At 58.9% G+C, this 18,687-nt stretch carries 22 protein-coding genes and 1 pseudogene; 9 read left to right on the top strand and 14 right to left on the bottom strand.

All coding sequences use genetic code 11. The annotated features are described in order from the left end of the window. Positions 1-2 precede the first annotated feature (2 nt). Positions 3-1,061, bottom strand: coding sequence for a nitronate monooxygenase (locus CWM54_RS04910; protein WP_227520696.1), 1,059 nt, complete (start codon positions 1,059-1,061; stop codon positions 3-5). 89 nt (positions 1,062-1,150) lie between these two features. Here CWM54_RS04910 and CWM54_RS04905 point away from each other — a divergent pair, with 89 nt between their 5' ends. After that, entirely contained in the window at positions 1,151-1,996 is an 846-nt protein-coding gene (locus CWM54_RS04905) for a LysR family transcriptional regulator (protein WP_100696228.1), read from the top strand. A 420-nt stretch (positions 1,997-2,416) separates the two neighbouring features. Beyond that, a complete protein-coding gene (locus CWM54_RS04900) occupies positions 2,417-2,842 on the top strand; it encodes a VOC family protein (RefSeq protein ID WP_100696226.1) in 426 nt (141 codons plus the stop codon). Between the two features lie 38 nt (positions 2,843-2,880). On the opposite strand, the gene CWM54_RS04895 is transcribed toward CWM54_RS04900, so the two are convergent. Continuing rightward, positions 2,881-3,327 (bottom strand): VOC family protein, encoded by a 447-nt coding sequence (locus CWM54_RS04895; protein ID WP_008804938.1) that lies wholly within the window; start codon positions 3,325-3,327, stop codon positions 2,881-2,883. A gap of 229 nt (positions 3,328-3,556) precedes the next feature. Here CWM54_RS04895 and CWM54_RS04890 point away from each other — a divergent pair, with 229 nt between their 5' ends. From CWM54_RS04890 to CWM54_RS04870, 5 genes are all read left to right on the top strand, one after another. Continuing rightward, on the top strand, positions 3,557-4,744 hold the full coding sequence (locus tag CWM54_RS04890) for an MFS transporter (RefSeq protein ID WP_100680204.1): 1,188 nt from the start codon (positions 3,557-3,559) through the stop codon (positions 4,742-4,744). Positions 4,745-4,960: 216 nt separating this feature from the next. Continuing rightward, a complete protein-coding gene (locus CWM54_RS04885) occupies positions 4,961-5,251 on the top strand; it encodes a hypothetical protein (RefSeq protein ID WP_008804940.1) in 291 nt (96 codons plus the stop codon). A 202-nt stretch (positions 5,252-5,453) separates the two neighbouring features. Beyond that, positions 5,454-6,215, top strand: a complete 762-nt coding sequence (gene tam, locus CWM54_RS04880; RefSeq protein WP_100680203.1) for a trans-aconitate 2-methyltransferase — start codon at positions 5,454-5,456, stop codon at positions 6,213-6,215. Positions 6,216-6,371: 156 nt separating this feature from the next. Further along, complete coding sequence (locus CWM54_RS04875) at positions 6,372-6,692, top strand: carboxymuconolactone decarboxylase family protein (RefSeq protein WP_100680202.1); 321 nt, start codon at positions 6,372-6,374, stop codon at positions 6,690-6,692. After that, the gene (locus tag CWM54_RS04870; protein ID WP_100696224.1) at positions 6,683-7,063 is read left to right on the top strand and encodes a tautomerase family protein; all 381 of its coding nucleotides are present in this window, start codon (positions 6,683-6,685) and stop codon (positions 7,061-7,063) included. Before CWM54_RS04875 ends, CWM54_RS04870 begins: the two co-directional genes overlap by 10 nt. Positions 7,064-7,111: 48 nt before the next feature. Here CWM54_RS04870 and CWM54_RS04865 read toward each other — a convergent pair whose 3' ends face one another. The 10 genes and pseudogenes from CWM54_RS04865 to sad form a co-directional block, all read right to left on the bottom strand. Further along, complete coding sequence (locus CWM54_RS04865) at positions 7,112-7,594, bottom strand: Hcp family type VI secretion system effector (RefSeq protein WP_100696222.1); 483 nt, start codon at positions 7,592-7,594, stop codon at positions 7,112-7,114. An 18-nt stretch (positions 7,595-7,612) separates the two neighbouring features. Beyond that, the gene (locus CWM54_RS04860) at positions 7,613-7,807 is read right to left on the bottom strand and encodes a hypothetical protein (RefSeq protein WP_023328596.1); all 195 of its coding nucleotides are present in this window, start codon (positions 7,805-7,807) and stop codon (positions 7,613-7,615) included. Positions 7,808-7,811: 4 nt separating this feature from the next. Further along, positions 7,812-7,961, bottom strand: a pseudogene (locus CWM54_RS04855) (hypothetical protein); the annotation flags it as partial. Positions 7,962-8,226: 265 nt separating this feature from the next. Beyond that, complete coding sequence (locus CWM54_RS04845) at positions 8,227-8,673, bottom strand: GNAT family N-acetyltransferase (protein WP_100680200.1); 447 nt, start codon at positions 8,671-8,673, stop codon at positions 8,227-8,229. A 254-nt stretch (positions 8,674-8,927) separates the two neighbouring features. Continuing rightward, entirely contained in the window at positions 8,928-10,379 is a 1,452-nt protein-coding gene (locus tag CWM54_RS04840; RefSeq protein WP_100696220.1) for a tagaturonate reductase, read from the bottom strand. Positions 10,380-10,492: 113 nt separating this feature from the next. Further along, on the bottom strand, positions 10,493-11,023 hold the full coding sequence (locus CWM54_RS04835; RefSeq protein ID WP_100696218.1) for a GNAT family N-acetyltransferase: 531 nt from the start codon (positions 11,021-11,023) through the stop codon (positions 10,493-10,495). A 77-nt stretch (positions 11,024-11,100) separates the two neighbouring features. After that, positions 11,101-12,525 (bottom strand): GGDEF domain-containing protein, encoded by a 1,425-nt coding sequence (locus tag CWM54_RS04830; protein ID WP_165785883.1) that lies wholly within the window; start codon positions 12,523-12,525, stop codon positions 11,101-11,103. Between the two features lie 114 nt (positions 12,526-12,639). Continuing rightward, positions 12,640-13,008 (bottom strand): DUF4186 domain-containing protein, encoded by a 369-nt coding sequence (locus CWM54_RS04825; RefSeq protein WP_061154643.1) that lies wholly within the window; start codon positions 13,006-13,008, stop codon positions 12,640-12,642. After that, entirely contained in the window at positions 13,008-13,934 is a 927-nt protein-coding gene (gene glsB / locus CWM54_RS04820; protein ID WP_061154644.1) for a glutaminase B, read from the bottom strand. The genes CWM54_RS04825 and glsB overlap by 1 nt, the downstream gene beginning before the upstream one ends. An 80-nt stretch (positions 13,935-14,014) precedes the next feature. Beyond that, positions 14,015-15,400: a succinate-semialdehyde dehydrogenase gene (sad, locus tag CWM54_RS04815; protein WP_100680197.1), complete on the bottom strand. Its 1,386-nt coding sequence runs from the start codon at positions 15,398-15,400 to the stop codon at positions 14,015-14,017. A 106-nt stretch (positions 15,401-15,506) separates the two neighbouring features. Here sad and ptrR point away from each other — a divergent pair, with 106 nt between their 5' ends. Continuing rightward, positions 15,507-16,385: a putrescine utilization regulator PtrR gene (gene ptrR, locus CWM54_RS04810; RefSeq protein WP_012968263.1), complete on the top strand. Its 879-nt coding sequence runs from the start codon at positions 15,507-15,509 to the stop codon at positions 16,383-16,385. Here the strand turns inward: ptrR and CWM54_RS04805 are convergent. After that, entirely contained in the window at positions 16,339-16,821 is a 483-nt protein-coding gene (locus CWM54_RS04805; protein WP_100675614.1) for a GNAT family N-acetyltransferase, read from the bottom strand. The two genes, ptrR and CWM54_RS04805, sit on opposite strands and share 47 nt — an antisense overlap. A gap of 145 nt (positions 16,822-16,966) precedes the next feature. On the opposite strand from CWM54_RS04805, the gene CWM54_RS04800 reads away from it, so the two are divergent. Further along, the gene (locus CWM54_RS04800) at positions 16,967-17,911 is read left to right on the top strand and encodes an L-lactate dehydrogenase (RefSeq protein WP_100696216.1); all 945 of its coding nucleotides are present in this window, start codon (positions 16,967-16,969) and stop codon (positions 17,909-17,911) included. Positions 17,912-17,925: 14 nt separating this feature from the next. On the opposite strand, the gene CWM54_RS04795 is transcribed toward CWM54_RS04800, so the two are convergent. Continuing rightward, the gene (locus tag CWM54_RS04795; RefSeq protein ID WP_012968265.1) at positions 17,926-18,687 is read right to left on the bottom strand and encodes a DeoR/GlpR family DNA-binding transcription regulator; all 762 of its coding nucleotides are present in this window, start codon (positions 18,685-18,687) and stop codon (positions 17,926-17,928) included.

The raw sequence follows: 18,687 nt of genomic DNA, 5'->3' as shown, positions 1-18,687 counted from the left end.
CCTCAACGCCAGCCGCACTCTTCAGCCAGCTGGCGCACCAGACCGGCGGCGTCACCCTCGCGGATCAACCCCACACCCTGCCCGGCCCAGTGGGCGCCATACTCATGGACGCCCTGGGCTTTCGCGGCAGCGGCCAGCGCTTTGCCGATATCATACGCCAGCGGATAATCCGGCACGGCGCTCGCCGGACAGGCTTCCCCCAGCGCACAGAAGGCATTCGCCAGACAGCGTGCCGGACGCCCGGATATCGCGGAGGTCAGCACCGTACGTCCGTCAATGCTGTTGTTGATCGCCGCGCGATAACCGGCGTCGGCGGCCGATTCCGGACACAGTAAAAACGCCGTACCGAGCTGAACGCCCTGCGCCCCCAACTGCATTACGCTGGTGATCCCCGCCCCGTCCATGATGCCCCCGGCGGCTACCACCGGGATGGTTAGCCGACGCCGCAGAAGTTGCACCAGGGTGAAGGTGCTCAGCTGAGCATCAGGCTCCTGCGGAGCGAAGATCCCCCGGTGCCCGCCCGCCTCATAGCCCTGAGCGACCACCACGTCGATCCCCTGCTGCTCAATCAGCAGCGCCTCCTGGAGCGAGGTTGCCGTCGCCAGGGTGACAATCCCCTGCTGTCGCAGACGCTGGATCGTCTCACGTTCAGGAAGACCAAAATGAAAACTCACCACCGCCGGCGACAGGTCGAGAAGCAGCTCCAGCATCGGCGCATGACCGATAAATGTCTGGTAGATCTCGCTTAACGAATCCGGTGGCGTACTGCCATAGCGGGCAAAATGGGGGCGCAACGTCTCTGCCCAGTCGGCTTCCCGCCGGGCGTCGCGCCGGGGCGGCGCATGGCAGAACAGATTGACATTGAACGGACGGTCCGTCAGCTGGCGGGTGGCGACTATCATCGCTTCCGCCTGGGCAACGGTTGAAGCGCCCAGCCCCAGCGAGCCCAGCGCGCCGGCATGACTTACCGCGGCAGCCAGCGCGGGGGTGGAGACGCCCGCCATCGGGGCCTGAATCAGGGGATAATCAATATCAAGAAGCGAAAGCAGTGGGTTGCTCATGGTGTCCTCATGCATTAGCGATACCGGAGGCTTACCATCTCCTTTAAAGATGATAAGATCAATATCATTTTCATATTGAGAATAAAAATATGAACCACAGCACACTGCAGATCTTTATCCAGGTGGCAGAAACGCAAAGCGTGACGCAGGCAGCGAAACGGCTCGGCCGCGCGCAGTCCAATATCACCACCCGTATTCAGCAGCTGGAAGAGGAACTTGGCGTGGAACTCTTCGTCCGTAGCAACAAAAAGATGGTGCCATCCCCGGCAGGCGTGCAGTTTCTCAGCTATGCCCGGCGGATCCTGAGTCTCGCGGAGGAAGCAAAGCAGGCTCTGCATCCAGCGACGCCCGGCGGTACCCTGCGGCTGGGCGCGATGGAGGCAACCGCCGCCAGCCGTCTGCCGCCGCTGCTGACTCGCTTTCAACAGCGGTGCCCGCAGGTAGAGGTGTTGCTGATCACCCAGCCTACCTGCCAGCTAATCGAGCAGGTGGTCAACGCCAGCCTCGATGCCGCGCTGGTCTGCCTGCCGCCGGGGGCCGATGGTCAACCCGCGTGTCCGCCCGAACTGGAATCAGCCCCGGTGTTTTATGAAACTCTGATGGTGGTCCGTCCGCAGACCCCGGGCCCGCTGCGGTTCGCGGCATTTGCCAGCGGCTGCAGCTACCGCGCGCTGGGCGAACGCTGGCTGGCGGCGCAGCAGATGACCGTCGAGGTACATGAGGTGAACTCCTATCACAGCATGCTCGCCTGCGTGGCTTCCGGACGCTACGCCTGCCTGCTGCCGCAGAGCGTGCTGGCGCTGATGACGCTTCCAGAAAACTGCCTTAGCGAACCGCTGTGCGAGGCGACCACCCAGCTTATCTGGCGCACCGGGTTCAGCGTCCCCGCCCTTAGCGAGTGGCGCAAGCTGTTGCAAAGCGTGGCGAACGACTAAGCTGAAAAAGGAAACCGCGATGCACTCGTATGAGGTGCACAAGGGCTCTTCCAGACAAACGCAGGGGCGTTTTGCCGGTACAGTATCAACTCGCGAAAGAATCGCTTTTTTGCCGGGTGGCGGCTGCGCCTGACCCGGCCTACAGGGCTGCGCTTTCAGGCTAAAGCGGTTCTTCGGTCCGTAGGCCCGCGCAAGCGCAGCGCCGCCGGGCGCCAGGTCGCGGCTATGATGCCGCTTTTTTGCCGGGTGGCGGCTGCGCCTGACCCGGCCTACAGGGCTACGCTGTCAGGCTAAAGCGATTCTTCGGTCCGTAGGCCCGCGCAAGCGCAGCGCCACCGGGCGCCAGGTCGCGGCTACGATGCCGCTTTTTTGCCGGGTGGCGGCTACGCCTGACCCGGCCTACGCCTTACGGGAGTCATTATGTCGTTCTGTCATATGCGCATCGCCAGACCGGTCAGTGAACTGGACGCCGCCGCCAGCATGTATTGCGCCGGGCTGGGGCTTCAGCAGCTCGGCAGTTTTACCGATCATGAAGGATTCAGCGGGATAATGCTCGGCGCGCCCGCCGCGGACTGGCATCTGGAATTCACCCACTGTCGCCACCATCCCGTCACTCCCTCGCCAGGAGATGAAGATTTGCTGGTGCTGTATTACCCACTGCAGGCGGAATGGGAAGCACAGTGCGCCGCCATGGATGCCGCCGGATTTCTGCGCGTCACGGCGTTTAACCCTTACTGGGAGGTCAATGGCGTCACTTTCGTCGACCGGGACGGCTATCGCACCGTATTGCAAAACCGCGCCTGGGGAGAAGTGCGAAGCGCTTCCGATCACGAGGAGAGTCAATAACCTCTCCTGTGTGTCCTGCGCAGTGCCCGGCGTAGGCGTTAAGGCTCTTCCGCCCGCAGCCACGGCGTCACCGTGAGCCCGGCCAGCAGCCCTTCCGGACTGAGCAATCGGGTGACCGTCTGTCCCCACGGTTCGTCGCGCGCAGCGACGAGCAGGCGGTATCCTTGCTGCTGTAGCCGCGCCGTCGCCGCAGCAAGGTCGCGGACCTCAAACTCAATCCATGCCTGCGGCACCGGCTCCGTCTCCGGCCACTGGTCCTGACCAAAGCAGGACTGCGCCGCCTGCGCCAGCGGCCACAGCGCGAAATGTTTCACCCCACCGATGGCATCCTGCTCGCTGAGCAGATACGCCTCGTTACCCGGCATCGGCTTTAGCGGCAACCCCAACGCCTGACAATAGAAGTCACGGCTTTGCGACGTGCTGCGGGTGATGGGACCGAAGCCCGCAATGAACAAAACGTCAATATCAGCGAAATCGTGGGACATGTTCTCTCCTGAATGCGGCGGTAAGATAACGCCATCATGCCCGTACGCAGGCGCCAGCGGCAAACCCGATTAATGGCGGGCGCATGCACAACATCATCGACGGTACAGACCGTTGCGCCCCTTCGGACAGACGGCGACTTCATCGGTGACAGATAAAACGCCCTCGCGACTCGCCAGCGTCCTCGCGGCGCGCTATGCTAAACATCCCTTGTATTAAACACTTATCCCTATGAGCACTTCCGTCAGCACCACGCAACTCAATTTGCGCATCATTTCGATCGTTGTCTTCACCTGTATCTGCTATCTCTCCATCGGCCTGCCGCTGGCCGTACTGCCGGGGTACATTCACTATCAGCTGGGCTACAGCACCTTTGTCGCCGGGATTGTGATCAGCCTGCAATACATTTCAACGCTGATCAGTCGACCGCACGCCGGGCGCTATACCGATATCTGGGGCCCGAAAAAAGTGGTCAGTCTCGGGATCATCTGCTGTCTGCTGAGCGGCGCATTTACCCTGCTGGCGGTGCTGCTGCAGGCGACGCCAATGCTGGCCATCGCCGCGCTGCTGGCGGGCCGGGTGTTTCTTGGCGTCGGGGAGAGCTTTACCGCGACCGGCGCCACGCTCTGGGGGATCAAAACCGTCGGCGCGATCCATACCTCGCGGGTGATCTCCTGGAATGGCGTGGCAACCTATGTCGCCATGGCGATCGGGGCGCCGCTGGGGGTCACCCTTAACCACTATTTCGGCATTAGCGGATTTGCCACGGTGGTGGTGCTGGTGGCCGCCATCGGCCTGCTGTTCGCCCGCACCCGCCAGGATGTCAGCGTGACCGCCGGCGTCAGAGCGCCCTTTCACGCGGTGGTACGAAAAATTTGGCCTTATGGCCTGGGACTGGCCTTTGGTACCGTTGGCTTCGGCGTTATCGCCACCTTCATCACCCTCTATTTTGCGGCGCACAGCTGGCAGGGCGCGGCGTTTACCCTCTCCCTGTTCAGCGTCGGTTTTATCTGCGTCCGCCTGGTGCTGGGAAATACCATTACCCGCTATGGCGGGGTCCCGGTCTCGCTGGTCTGCTTTGTGATCGAGTGTCTTGGCCTGCTGCTGATCTGGCTGGCGCCGTCAGCCTGGGTGGCCGGCGTCGGCGCCTTTCTCACCGGTTCGGGTTTTTCCCTGGTCTTCCCGGCGTTAGGGGTCGAGGCAGTCAAACAGGTGGAAGAGCAAAACCAGGGAACCGCCCTCGGCACCTACTCGGCGTTTCTTGACCTGGCGCTGGGACTCACCGGGCCGCTGGCCGGATGGGTCGCCGGGTTCTACGACCTCGCCACGCTATATCTGTTGGCGGCGATCGTCGTGGTGTTCGCTTTCCTGCTCATTTTACGCGTCCAGCGACAACAGCGAGCCGTCTCAAGGACGTAGTCAGGCCTGGCCCGCGGGTCGTCGCGGGCAAAAAACGAATCGGCAATTGACGACGATTCGGCTTCCATGCCAACATCCTCCTCAGCATCTGACAACAGATGCAAGGACGGTAGCGGAGAACAACAGAGATCGCACAACGATCCAGCCCGGCGCCGTAGTCCAATCCGAATCACTGACCCACACGGTGAATTCCTGATTCTGGCGGGAAACACAGACATGCACCAAAGTTTTAATCAGCGCGTTCATTTCTATTACTGCGTCCTGGTCGCGCTGAAGATGCACGGAAAGTCGAAAAAATCGGGCGGTATCAGAGGAAAGAATAACTTTCTGCTGAAATGGCTACGCCGGGCGCAGGATAACAACATTTTCCCGCCCGATATCACCAGCGAAATCGAATGGCTGCGGGGAAAAATCATTCAGGCCGGTTACGACACCGATCTCGAACCGATGCTGGATTTTGTTTACGCCACCGCCAGCCGCGCTGAAGCGCTCAAGAACGCCGAATAAGACACTGCGCCCGTAGCGGGCGCAGTGTCTGTCCATCCCACCGCTTCCCTGAGCGTACCGACCAGACGCGAAAACCCCACTGATGTTTATTCTTTTTGTGACACTGTCACGAAGTGGGTTACCGCTGGTAACATTCGGCGGCTGACAGGCTGCCTGTGGCGTTCTATGCTTTGCCCAGTCTTCCCTCACACAGGACCGCGCTATGGCTGACTGGAACCCTTCTTTGTATTTGCAATTTGACGCTGAACGTACCCGCCCCGCGGCCGATCTGCTCTCGCGTATTGCCCATCTGCAGGTTGAGAATGTCGTCGACCTTGGCTGCGGGCCGGGAAACAGCACCCGCCTGCTGCGCGCCGCCTGGCCGCTGGCGGCAATCACCGGTATCGATAACTCCCCGGCCATGCTGGCTCAGGCGGCACAGGCCTTACCAGACTGTGAGTTCATCGACGCCGATATTGCCCGCTGGCGGCCTGCGCAACCGGTAGACGTGATCTATGCGAACGCCTCTCTACAGTGGCTGGCGGATCATGAGACGCTGTTTCCGCATCTGGTGGCGCAGCTGGCAGACAACGGGACGCTGGCCGTACAAATGCCGGATAACTGGCAGGAGCCCTCGCATACCCTGATGCGCCAGGTCGCCAACGAACAAGGATTACCGGACCGCGGACGCCAGCCCTTACTCCCGCCGGACGCCTGGTACGATATGCTGACCCGCCAGGGTTGCGAAGTTGATATCTGGCGCACCACCTATTTTCATCCCCTCGCTTCCCATCAGGCGATAAGCGACTGGCTGCAGGGGACCGGATTGCGTCCCTATCTGGCCGGCCTGGACGAGCAGTCCAGAAACGCATTTCTGACACGCTATGTCGAATTGCTGACCGCCCACTATCCGTTACGGTGTAACGGAAAGGTACTCCTGCGATTCCCCAGACTGTTTATCGTGGCGCGAAAAATCGACGTCTAACCGGAATGAGCGCGTAAGCGTGGTAATGGGTATGGAAAACAGGGCGAAAAATCGTCCTGCTTATCAGGATGAAACATCCTGAACATTGCGATATTCAACCTCTTTCCCGGCATGCGACAGTGATTGCCATCTCAACACCCAATAACGGGAGTCACTGTGGAAAATAACGCTGTTAATCGCAACACCCTGGCCGCCATTGCGCCAAAACTGGCCGAACTGACCGAAACGGTACTGTTTGGTGATATCTGGGCACGCCGCGATCTGTCGCCCCGCGAACGGAGCCTGATCACCCTTTCTGCCCTGACGGCGTTGGGTAAAACCCAGCAGCTGCCGTGGCATATCGCTCTCGGCTATCAAAATGGCCTGAGCCAGGCCGAAATCGTCGAGCTGTTTACCCATCTGGCGTTCTATGCCGGCTGGCCGGCGGCGGCCAGCGCCCTGACCTGTCTGAATGAGCAGGAGACATCATGCCCCTGACTCGCATATCGCTTGGCACGGCCTGGCGTCCCACGGAGTTTGCTCAATTGTCGGCGCTCTTTCATGAGTGTCTGGTGGCGGAGTTCGACGTGCCGTCAGCAGATAAATTTCAATTTATCGAACAGGCCGCCGACGAGCAGCGCATTTATGACCGGTACTACCTCAGCGACGGACGCAGCGCCCGCTTCGTGCTGTTTCATATTTTCGCCGGGAAACCGCGCAGCCGGGCGCAGAAACAGGGGCTTTATCGTCGGCTCTGTGCGCGGTTAGACGATGAGATGGCGGTCAGCCCGCAGGACGTGATGGTGGTTATCCAGTTTAACCAGCAGGAGGACTGGAGTTTTAGCGCAGGGAAGATGGCGGATGAATAATGCCAGCGGCGCCGCAAGAGGCGCCGCGTTTCAGCACTATATCATTTGCTACCAGGCACAACAGCGATCGTTCCATGAATCACAATACATGATGTTCCCTTCTGTGTATCTCCAGGTGATCGTATCATAACGGAAATCAATGTCTTCAAGGTGAGAACTTGTCATTCCGGCCGGATGTAAATTTGGTGTGATTGCCGTAATCTTAATATTCGCCATTGCTATGTTAAAATATTCAATTTCCAGTCCCGCCTCATTTATTCTGTACATTTTTAGCGTTGCCGATTTTAATGTTCGACCTTCACAAAGAGCCCTAAATAACAAAGGTGTTGTTCTGTCAAACTCTTTTTGAATTTTAACCGGTGTATGAAGACGGGTTCCCGTCAGCTTTCCTGTATTATTATCGGTAGGTAACCAAACATGATGATTCACTGCACGCAATTCGATGGAACCCGTGCGCGTGGGCATCAGGCAAGAACCTATAATAGGCGAATCATTCTCATCAGTTAACCATAAATATGCTGGATTTGACATTACCCCTCCTCTTTCATATCAGTTTTTAACTTTAAACCAAACAACAACGTGAAACCCAATGATTAATAAAACAAAAAGTCCTATTAAGTTAATGGCAATGTCAGGAAAAAGAGAGACTGCAATCATGCTAAATACAATGATTAATAATACAATGCCCCATCCCCATAAAAAAAGAATGAATTCTTCCTTTAACCATCTTTTCAAGAAATCCATCCATTCACCTCATTAATTTAATAAGTAATTCAGCAAGTTCATCATCAGAAATAATCATCGGATTTAAATAAGGAACTCCTGCGATGACAGGTTCGATGAGAAAGTACATCATCTCCAGATGGCTGGCATATAAGCTATTGTAATAAAATGGATTGGTGGTTATCCAGTTTAACCAGCGGAAGGACTGGAGTTTTAGCGCAGGGAAGATGACGGATGAATAATGCCAGCGGCGCCGCAAGAGGCGCCGCGTTTCAGGCTACCAGGCGAGATGATGCACCAGTGAGAGATCCCAGGCCGTAGCCAATAGTGAAAGAAACATAATCAGATTGACCACTGTGTCGAGACGTTTTTCCATCGTTGCTTCTCCTGAGCCGGTTTCCCCTGTTATAGCGGGAAAAGCTTAACAACCTCTTACCGCTTCAGGACCCAAGCGTGATCCTGTAGCGCACATAATCGTCAGCCGGGGTAAACTCATCATACAGATGACGGGCTGGATTATCATGGCGCGTATGCCAGTACAACCGCGACCAGCCTTTGTCTGCCCCTTCGGTTTGCAGCGACTTAATGATTGTTCTGGCAATGCCTTGTCCACGGAAGACAGGATCGACAAACAAATCCTCCAGATAGCAGATTGGCGTGGTGACCCAGGTTCCCTCGTGAAGAATGCAGATGGCGAACCCCACTACCGTATCATCGACCACAGCCACCCTGCCCAGCACCGGGGAGTTCATGTCCAGCATTCGCTGCCAGGTGTATTCGGTCACCTCTTCCGGCTGCAGACTGCCGTAGAAGCGGGTATAGCCTTCCCAGAGATTAAGCCATTCGGCTTTGTCGTGCGGCCGTATTTCCCGGATATCGATGACCATGCGAGTTTCCTTACAGATGAATGAATTAGCCTGCGAACATTGGCAGGGAAAATGGGTTCAAACCATTATTTTCCTGTGTAGCCACATGTTCAAGCGGCATAGCGGCAATTCTCTCCTTGAAGGGGGCTATTTGGCACTAAAAGGCTTTTTTGCAGCGGAGTGACCGACCGGCTTGATAACTGCAATAAAATGTATGTTGTAACTAATCAAGGGGCTTTAAAACCCGGCCGCAGCCGGGTCAATGACGTCCGCTATCAGCACAAAGGCTGTACAGCATCGCGCATACCGCGGGACAGGATAGCATCGAGGTCGGCAGTCACCTGCTCCACCAGTCCCGGGATCTGGCTCAAGTCCTGTTCCCAGTGAGCCTCTACGCTGAGTACCGCAGTCACCAGCTCGCGGGTGCTCATCTGGCGATCCCGATGCCGGGCCCACAGCGTCTGATATCGCGTCAACCATTCGGCATCATCCTGTACCGGATAGCGTTCACCCTCCCGCTCTCCCCGGTAAAAGGCGATCAGCGCTGCCAGGGCAAAAGTCAGCCGCGGCGGCAGTTGCCCACTCTTTTGCTGCCCTGCCAGCAGCTGCGGCAGAATGCGGGTGCGGTATTTGGTCATGCCGTTGAGCGCAATCGAGAGCAGCTGATGTTTAATATACGGGTTACGGAAGCGCCCGGTCACGGCGCTGGCAAATGATTCAAACTCATCGCGCGACAGATCCAGCACCGGAATAATCTCGTCATAAATCGCTTTTTCGACAAACGCACAAATCTCCGCATCGTTCATCGCCTCACCCACGGTGTCGATCCCTGCCTGGAAGGCCACCGGCACCAGCGCGGTGTGCGCCCCGTTGAGGATCGCCACTTTGCGCTCTTTATACGGCTTGATATCGTCCACAATGCGCACATTCAGCGGCAGTTTATCGAGACGCAGCTCGGCCGCCAGCGAGGCAGGCCCCTGGATCACAAACAGGTAGAAATGCTCGGCGGTATCAAGGAAGGCATCTTTATAGCCAGTCTGTGCCTCAAGGGCCGCCACTTCATCACGCGGATAGCCGGTTACGATGCGATCCACCAGCGTCGAACAGAAGGTGTTCGCTGAGGTCAGCCAGCGGATAAACGCCTGCGGCAGCTGCCACTCGGCAGCATAGCGCAGCACCAGCGCCTGCAGCGCCTCGCCGTTATAATCGATCAGTTCGCAGGGAATAATCACCCATCCCTTGTCGGCCGCACCGGCGAAATGCTGGTAGCGCTCAAACAACAGGCGCGTCAGTTTCGCCGGATAGCTGACCGGCGGCGCGTCGTCAAAACGATCCCCGGCATGGTAGCTGATGCCCGCCTCAGTGGTATTGGAGAAGACAAACCGCATCTCCGGGTTATGCGCCAGACGTAAGAAAGCGTCGAAGTCAGCGTAAGCGCTGATCTCCCGGTTGACCGAGCGGATCAGGCGCGCGTCGCTCACCGCCTCACCCTTCTCGTTCAGACCGCGAATAATAGTGGTGTAAAGGCCGTCCTGGGTGCTCAGTGAAGGCGGGAAATCCGTCGCAATAGGACGGACGACCACGATGCCCGCATTCAGGTCGGTATGCTCGTTGAGGAGATCTATCTGCCAGTCAACGAATGCGCGCAGGAAGTTGCCTTCACCAAACTGGATGATACGGTCAGGGTACTGCGCGCCGGGGAAATCACGACGGTTTAATGTTTTCACAATGGGTTCCCTCTAATAGTAGTCATACAACCTGAGTAATTGGTCCAATAAGTTATCAGGTTTTTCTACCAGTGAAACCCCGTTTTGATCAAAGCATTCTGCAATAGCGGCCGTCAGGGCAGAAACTTATAGAACAGTGAGGTGGCGGTCATCTCCCCGTCAGGCATCAGCGCATAGCGCGGAATTTCCCCCACTTTTTCCCAGCCACAGCGGACATAGAACTGTTCCGCCCCACTACCGGTCGCCGTGTCCAGCACCAGCACCGTCTTCCCTTGCCGCCGGGCGGTTTGCTCCAGCTCGGCCATCAGCGCGTTGGCAATCCCCTGGCGGCGGGCATTTTGGTGAACCAAAAGTTTGGCGACATCCGCACGATGGGGCTGGTTTTCCGGTTGGCGGGTAATAAGTTGCACGGTACCGATGGGTTGCTCGCTGGCGTCGAGGGCCACCAGTACGATGCGCTCCCCGGCCGCCACGCTGTCGGCGGTGTGTTGCCAGAAAGTGGTCGCCGTCTGCGCGCTAAAGGGCAGCATAAAACTTACCGAGGCGCCGCCGTTGACGCAGCTTGCCAGGATATCGCTTAATGCCGGGAGGTGGTGCAGAATATCGTCACGCGACAGCGTGCGCAGTGAAAAGGATGTGGTCATGGAAGCTCCCTGTAATTGACCACATCACTATGTTTTTAACCAAAAATTAACACAAGTGGATTCCGTATAGGATTTTCTTATGGTGCGCTTTCGGTTAGCGCTGGCATACAGATGCGATTGCGACCGGTCTGTTTGGCTTTGACCATCTCCTCGTCTGCCGCCATCAGTAATTGGTTAAACAGCTCGGTGATCCGAGCGGGCCCCACCTCGCGCGTCTCCAGCCCCATACTGATGGTCAGATGGATTGGATTCTGCCCCAGGCCGAAGGGTTGCGACTCCACCCCGTGGCGGATTTTTTCCGCCAGTAAATAGCCCTGCTGGGTACTGTCGACGACCGCCGCCACCGCAAACTCTTCACCGCCAATGCGGGCAACCATCCCCTGCTCTCCCACCAGCTGCCGAACCTGCTGGGCAAACTGAGTCAATACGCAATCGCCACCTTCATGGCCCAGAGCATCATTCACCCGTTTGAAGCCATCGATATCCAGCACCATCACCGTCAGCAGCTTATCGGCGGGCAACGCCTGACGCTTCAGCGCCTCGCTCAGTCCGGAACGGGAATACACCCGGGTCTGAAAATCAAAATCAGCGCGCAGGGCCAGCTGTTTCACCAGCGTGTTAATCGCTTCGACACTGGAAGCGACAATCACCGGGCTAATCAGCATAGCGGCAATGCCGAGGCGGGTGGAGAACAGCTGCCACGGCTGCATTCGCGCATCCGGCGAAAAGTGAATTAACGAGTTGGCGACCAGCAATATCTCGCTGATGCCGGTGAGAAAGGTTAACAGGCAGGTCAGCGGCAGCGGATAACGAACGGCGCACCAGATCAGGGCCGGCAACGGGAAGGTAATGCTGCCGGCGCCGCCCACCGCCACGCCGAGGGCTATCGACAGCACCAGCGCCAGCGCGGGCAGCAGCTGGCGAAAACGAAAACCGCTTAATGCCGAAGGCAACGTCAGGGTCAGAATAAACGGCAGGATCAGCACCGCTGTCGAGAACTGTTCGCTAAACCAGTCTGCCAGTTGGGGAATAAAGGTGGCGCGTTCAACATCCACCGACCCCAGGGCGCCGACGGCGGCGCACAGTAAGGCGGCAAACAGGCAAAAACAGAATAAATTAAGCGCATTAATCGGGCCGGGCATGGAGTCGGCGCGTCGTTTATCCCACAGCACCAGCTGCGCCAGCACCACAATAAAGACAATATTGGAGAAATTAATCAGCAATGAGGCAAAGCCCATTCCCCAGCGCGAGGTGAGTCCGTCATAAACCAGCATTGCCGCAAAACAGACGGCATAAAAATAGCTGCGATTAAGCCAGACATAGCGCGCAAAGATCCCGGCCATGACGGCATTGAGCGGCCAGAAGAATGAGAGCTCCTGCACCAGGCGCAGCATGGCCCCCAGAAAATGCAGTAGTAGCGTTAACGTGAATAATACCAGTGCGTCGCGCACGGGCTGCTCTTCACGAAACAGCGTAAATGACCGAATCGACAGTGAAGACATTCAGTAATTATCCGTCTAATTGTTTCAGGCAATTATTATGTTAATAATTAGTTAGCGGATTATCATAACATGAGAATATTTATCAGGCATACTCCGGCGCCGATCAAATGCAGATTACCGCACAGACGGGCCATTCATCTGCAGCACCAGCCAGTGATGGATCACCTGCACCACATAGCGCTGCTCCTGCTCGCTCAACGCGCGGCCGTGGGGAATGGCGTGCCATTTTTCCAGACAGCCGCGACAGCAGGTGGCGGTCGCATGCTGGGCGATAAATACCGGATGGCCGCGCATCGGCGTCTGCTTGCCGTCGTTCACCGGTTCGGCGGGCGCCAGCCGCTGGCGGATAAAATCCGCAGCGTGCTGGTCGATGATCTCCGGCCCCTTATCGAGACAGTATTGCCGCTCTTTGACCCCGAGTCGAAAGCGTGAACGAAACGTCGAGCGCGCCAGACGGGCAAACAACCGATCCTGCTCAACCATCAGAACACCGACCTCCCCATCCGCTGAGTGAGTTTTTCCAGCAGCGCCACGCCGGCCAGCGAGTTCCCGGCGTCGTCAAGCTCCGGGCTCCACACGGCGATCGCCATCTCCTGCGGCACAATCGCCACAATTCCGCCGCCGACGCCCGATTTCGCCGGCAGACCAACGCGCCAGGCGAATTCGCCGGCGTTCTGGTACATGCCGCTGGTCATCATCAGGGCATTCACCTGACGGGACTGAATGGGCGCGATAACCGGTGCCTCCAGGTGCGGGGCGATACCGCGATCGGCGAGGAACAGGAAGGTCCGCGCCAGCTCAACGCAGCTCATCTCCAGCGAACAGTAGTGGAAATAGTTCTGCAACACAGTGGCGACGTCGTTATGGAAGTTACCGAAGGATTTCATCAGCCAGGCGATGGCGGCGTTGCGCGCCGAATGCTCGAACTCAGAACGGGCCACCACCGGATCGTAGGCGATATCGGGCACGCCGCTCAGGCGGCGGACAATCTCCAGCATCCGCTGACGCGGGGCGCTAAGCCGGCTCTGCAGCATGTCGCAGACCACCAGCGCCCCGGCGTTGATAAACGGGTTACGCGGTTTGCCCTGCTCGATCTCCAGCTGCAGAAGGGAGTTAAAGGGCTGGCCAGAGGGATCTTTCCCCACCCGCTGCCAGATCTCCTCTTCCTGATAGTGGTTCATGGCCACCACCAGGCTCAAAACCTTGGAGATAGACTGGATGGAAAAACGTTCATGCGCATCGCCGGCGGCAAAATGCTGCCCGTCCACCGTGCTGATCGCGATGCCAAGCTTATCGCCGCTGACGCTGGCCAGCGCCGGAATGTAATCCGCCACTTTACCGCGGCCAATCAGCGGCCTGATTTCTGCCAGAATGGCTTCCAGCATTGCGTTATTGATCACCGCCGCCACATGCAGCTCCTTGCCCACCATCGAAATTTGGTGGGCGAGTATAGCAGAGGTGGGCGACGGTCGTCAGGGGCTAACGTTGATTAGCGACGGTCTTTCCAGACAGTCTGCGCATTACAGAACTCGTGCAGACCAAAATGCGACAGCTCGCGACCAAAACCGCTCTTCTTCACGCCGCCGAAGGCCACGCGGGCGTCGCTGGCGCAGTAGCCGTTGAGGAAGACGCCGCCGCACTCCAGCTCGCGGGCGAAGCGCTGGGCCTGCGCCTCGTCGGTGGTATAGACCGTTGCCGACAGGCCAAACTCGCTGTCGTTGGCGAGGGCCAGCGCATGGTCAGCGTCGCGAGCGGTGGTGAGGGTCGCTACCGGACCAAACAGCTCCTGACGAAAACCAGTCATCCCGGCGGTGACGTTGCCCAGCACCGTTGGCGCATAGTAGTTGCCCGCCCCTTCGATTTTTTCCGCGCCCAGCAGCAGAGTCGCCCCTTCATCAAGGGTCGCCGTTACCTGCTGGTGCAGTTCATCGCGCAGGTCGAAACGCGCCATCGGCCCGACGTAGTTTTGCTCATCGCGCGGGTCGCCCATCTTCAGCGCCGCGACGGCGTCGACGAATTTGCGGGTGAACGCGTCGGCAATACCGGCTTCGAGGATAAAGCGTTTCGACGCGGCGCACACCTGGCCGCTGTTCTGATAGCGGCCGGTGACGGCGGCCTTCACCGCCTCATCCAGGTCGGCATCGTTGAGTACGATAAAGGGATCGGAGCCACCCAGCTCAAGCACGCATTTCTTCAGCGCCGCGCCCGCCTGGGCGCCAATCGCCTTCCCGGCACGGACGCTGCCGGTGACGGTCACCGCCGCGATGCGGTCGTCATTGATGATCTGCGAAACGCCGTCATTGGTGGCGTTCACCCAACCGAACACGCCATCAGGCAGGCCGGCGGCGGCAAAAATCTCGCCCAGCAGGCGGGCGCTGCCCATCACGTTCGGGGCATGCTTAAGCAGGTAGCTGTTGCCGGCCAGCAGGATCGGCACCGCGCCGCGCAGCACCTGCCAGACCGGGAAGTTCCACGGCATGACCGCCAGAATGGCGCCCAGGGGACGATACTCAATCACCGCCTGATTATTTTCCACCTGGGTGGCTTCCGTCGCCAGCATCGCCGGGCCGTGCTCGGCGTACCAGTCGCAGAGATTGGCGGATTTCGTCACCTCGCCGCGCGCCTGAGCAATCGGTTTGCCCATCTCGAGGGTGATCATCTGGGCCACCTGTTCACCGCGGGCGCGCAGCGCGGCCCCGATGCGGCGCAGCGCATCAGCGCGCTCGGCGAGCGGCGTTTGACGCCACTGGCGATAGCCTGCCGCGGCGAGAGCGATAGCCGCATCAACCTCACGTTCGCTGGCCCAGGGCAGCGAGGAGACCACCTCACCGGTAGTCGGGTTGACGGAAACCGCGTGCGTTGCAGATAAATTCATCGTTATTCTCTCTCTCGTTGCTTGCGAAGTAACCGTATTCTGGCTTACCTTTCCATTCATTGAAAATGAATAATATTAAGCAACGCATTCACAAAAGAAGAATAGAATGGACCTGACTCAGCTAGAGATGTTTAACGCTGTCGCCACCACCGGCAGCATTACCCAGGCGGCGCAGAAAGTGCATCGCGTGCCGTCCAACCTCACCACCCGCATCCGCCAGCTGGAAGCAGACCTCGGCGTAGAGCTGTTTATCCGCGAGAACCAGCGCCTGCGCCTCTCGCCTGCGGGACACAGCTTTTTGCGCTACAGCCAGCAGATCCTCGCCCTGGTGGACGAGGCGCGGATGGTGGTGGCAGGCGATGAACCCCAGGGACTGTTTTCTCTTGGTTCGCTGGAGAGCACCGCGGCGGTACGGATTCCCACCACCCTGGCCCACTTTAATCAGCGCTACCCGAAAATTCACCTGGCGCTCTCCACCGGCCCTTCCGGAACGATGATCGACGGCGTGCTGGAGGGCGCCCTGAGCGCCGCGTTCGTTGACGGCCCGCTGGTGCATCCGGGTCTGGAGGGGCTGCCGGTGTTCCCGGAAGAGATGATGATCGTCGCCCCGTACGGCCACGCGCCCATCGCCCGCGCCAGCGAAGTGAACGGGGCCAACGTTTACGCCTTTCGCGCCAACTGCTCCTACCGCCGGCATTTTGAGAGCTGGTTCCATGCCGACAGAGCAACCCCGGGCAGGATCCACGAGATGGAGTCTTACCATGGGATGCTGGCCTGCGTGATCGCCGGCGCGGGCCTGGCGTTGATCCCGCGCAGTATGCTGGAGAGTATGCCCGGTCATCAGCAGGTTTCCGCCTGGCCGCTGGCCGAAGAGTGGCGCTGGTTAACCACCTGGCTGGTGTGGCGCCGGGGCGCCAAAACCCGCCAGCTGGAGGCGTTTATAGCGCTGCTGAACGAAGATCGGCAAACAGCGGTTTCTCCATAAACACGCTGAGCGGATCGGGCTGATACGGCGCAAACGCGCAGCGAGTCTGGTAGCCGTTGCGCGTGTAGAGGGTGATGGCCGCATGCTGATGGATACCGGTTTCAAGCCGCAGCGTATGACAGTCGCGCTGGCGCGCTTTCGCTTCCAGCGCCGCCAGCAGCTTTTCTCCCAGCTGCTGTCCGCGGTGCTGCGGATCGATATAGACCCGCTTCATCTCGCCAAAACCTTCCTCACTGAGGACGATAGCCCCGCAGCCAACGGCCTCGCCCTGCGGGCTGCGGATGACCAGGGCGATCACCGTCTGCGGCGGCAGCTGGCTGAGGTCCAGCAAATGGTTGCTCTCTGCCGGATAGAGTGTCTCCTGCCAGGCATCTAGAGCGGCAATCAGGGCGGTAAATTCAGCGTCGGTGGGGGCGATGTCGGTAACGGTATACATAGGTGAACTCCTTTTTTTACGCCACTGTAGCGCGCCCTCGGCCCGTTTCCGCCATAGCATTAACTTATATTGCTGCCCACCTCTTGCGCTAACTCGCTGAAACACAGTAATTTTATCCCCTGCCGTTCGTACTTGAGATCTGAATATGCACACCAAAGCCCGTAAAGTGATGATTATTGGCGCCGGCAATGTCGGCGCGTCGGCGGCCTACGCCCTGCTCAACCAGAGCATTTGCGAGGAGCTGATCCTCGTCGACCTTAACCAACAGCGTGCCGAGGCCCATGCCCAGGATCTCAGCGATGCCGCGGCCTATCTGCCGGGGATGATGACCATCGCCACCCGGGAAGCCAGCGACTGCGCTGATGTCGATATCGCGGTGATCACCGTTTCCGGCGGTGCGCTGCGCCCCGGTCAGAGTCGGCTGGATGAACTGACCACGACGGCGAAGATTGTGAAAAGTATTGTGCCGACGATGATGGCCAACGGGTTTAACGGCATCTTTCTGGTGGCCACCAACCCCTGCGACATCATCACCTGGCAGGTATGGCAGCTCTCTGGCCTGCCGCGCAGTCAGGTGCTGGGCACCGGCGTCTGGCTGGATACCACCCGCCTGCGTCGCCTGCTGGCGCAGGAGCTGGATATTGGCGCCCAGAGCATCGACGCCTTTATCCTCGGCGAGCATGGCGATACCCAGTTTCCGGTATGGTCACACTCCTCGGTGTATGGCTCGCCGATCGCCGACCTTTACCAGCAGCGCACTGGCCACCCGCTCGACCGCGAGGCAATGGCCGAAAAAGTGCGCAAGCTGGGGTTTGAGATCTACGCGGGTAAAGGCTGCACCGAATATGGCGTGGCAGGCACCATCGCCGAGATTTGCCGCAATATCTTCACCGGCAGCCACCGTGCGCTGGCGGTCTCCTGCATTCTTGACGGTGAATACGGGGTCAGCGGCGCGGCGGCTGGGGTGCCGGCGGTGCTGGCCCAGGGTGGCGTGGAGCAGATTATTGAACTGCAGCTGGCCGCCGAGGAGCAGGCGAAGTTCAGTCAGTCGATAGCGGTGATCAAGGCCAATATCGCCCGTCTGCCCTGACGGCAGCCTGCAAGTCAGTCGGCAATGATCAGCTGCGGGGAAAGGGTCACCAGCGCCTCGCGGGTCGCCTCCGGCAGATGGGCGTCGGTGACGATATCGGTCAACGACTCCAGCGGGGCAATATTGAACAGTGACCAGGCGCCGTATTTGGAGCTGTCCGCCAGCAGGATGCGCCGCCGGGCATTAGCCATCAGATCACGTTTCAGGGCAGCCTTCTCCTCCGTCGGGGCGGTGATCCCCTTCTCGAGGTCCCAGCCGTTGCAACTGACGAAGGCAAGGTCCGGCCAGATGGTCTGCAGAAGGCGGCGGCCGTGATCGCCGATGCACGACTGGCTGCTGTCATCGATGCGCCCACCGATAATCGTCACTTCTATCTGCTTAAATTCCGACAAAAACAGCGCGATATGTAAATCGCTGGTGATCACCCGCAGCGGCAGATGGGTGATCTGCCGCGCCAGCTCAATCATGGTGGTGCCGGCGTCAAGCACAATCGCGTCGCCGGCTTTCACCAGCGCGGCCGCCGCGCTGGCGATAGCCTGCTTTTCCAGCGGACTGCGCTGGGCTTTCTCCAGCGTCGTCGGCTGGGAAGGAATAAACCGGTTCAGCGTCACCCCGCCGTGCGTGCGGCTGATCACCCCTTCCTGATCGAGTTTGATCAGGTCGCGACGAATGGTGGCCGGCGAGGCGTTGGTCGCCGCCACCAGCTGGTCGACTGTCACCAGATTATGGCTTTTCAGGAAGTCCATAATCTGCTCTAACCGGTTATATCCCTTCAT

The sequence above is a fragment of the Klebsiella sp. D-Nf1 genome, assembly GCF_002810515.1.
Classification (GTDB): domain Bacteria; phylum Pseudomonadota; class Gammaproteobacteria; order Enterobacterales; family Enterobacteriaceae; genus Klebsiella; species Klebsiella variicola.
Note: the sequence above shows the minus strand (reverse complement) of the source record. Positions and strands in the feature narration are given on the sequence as shown.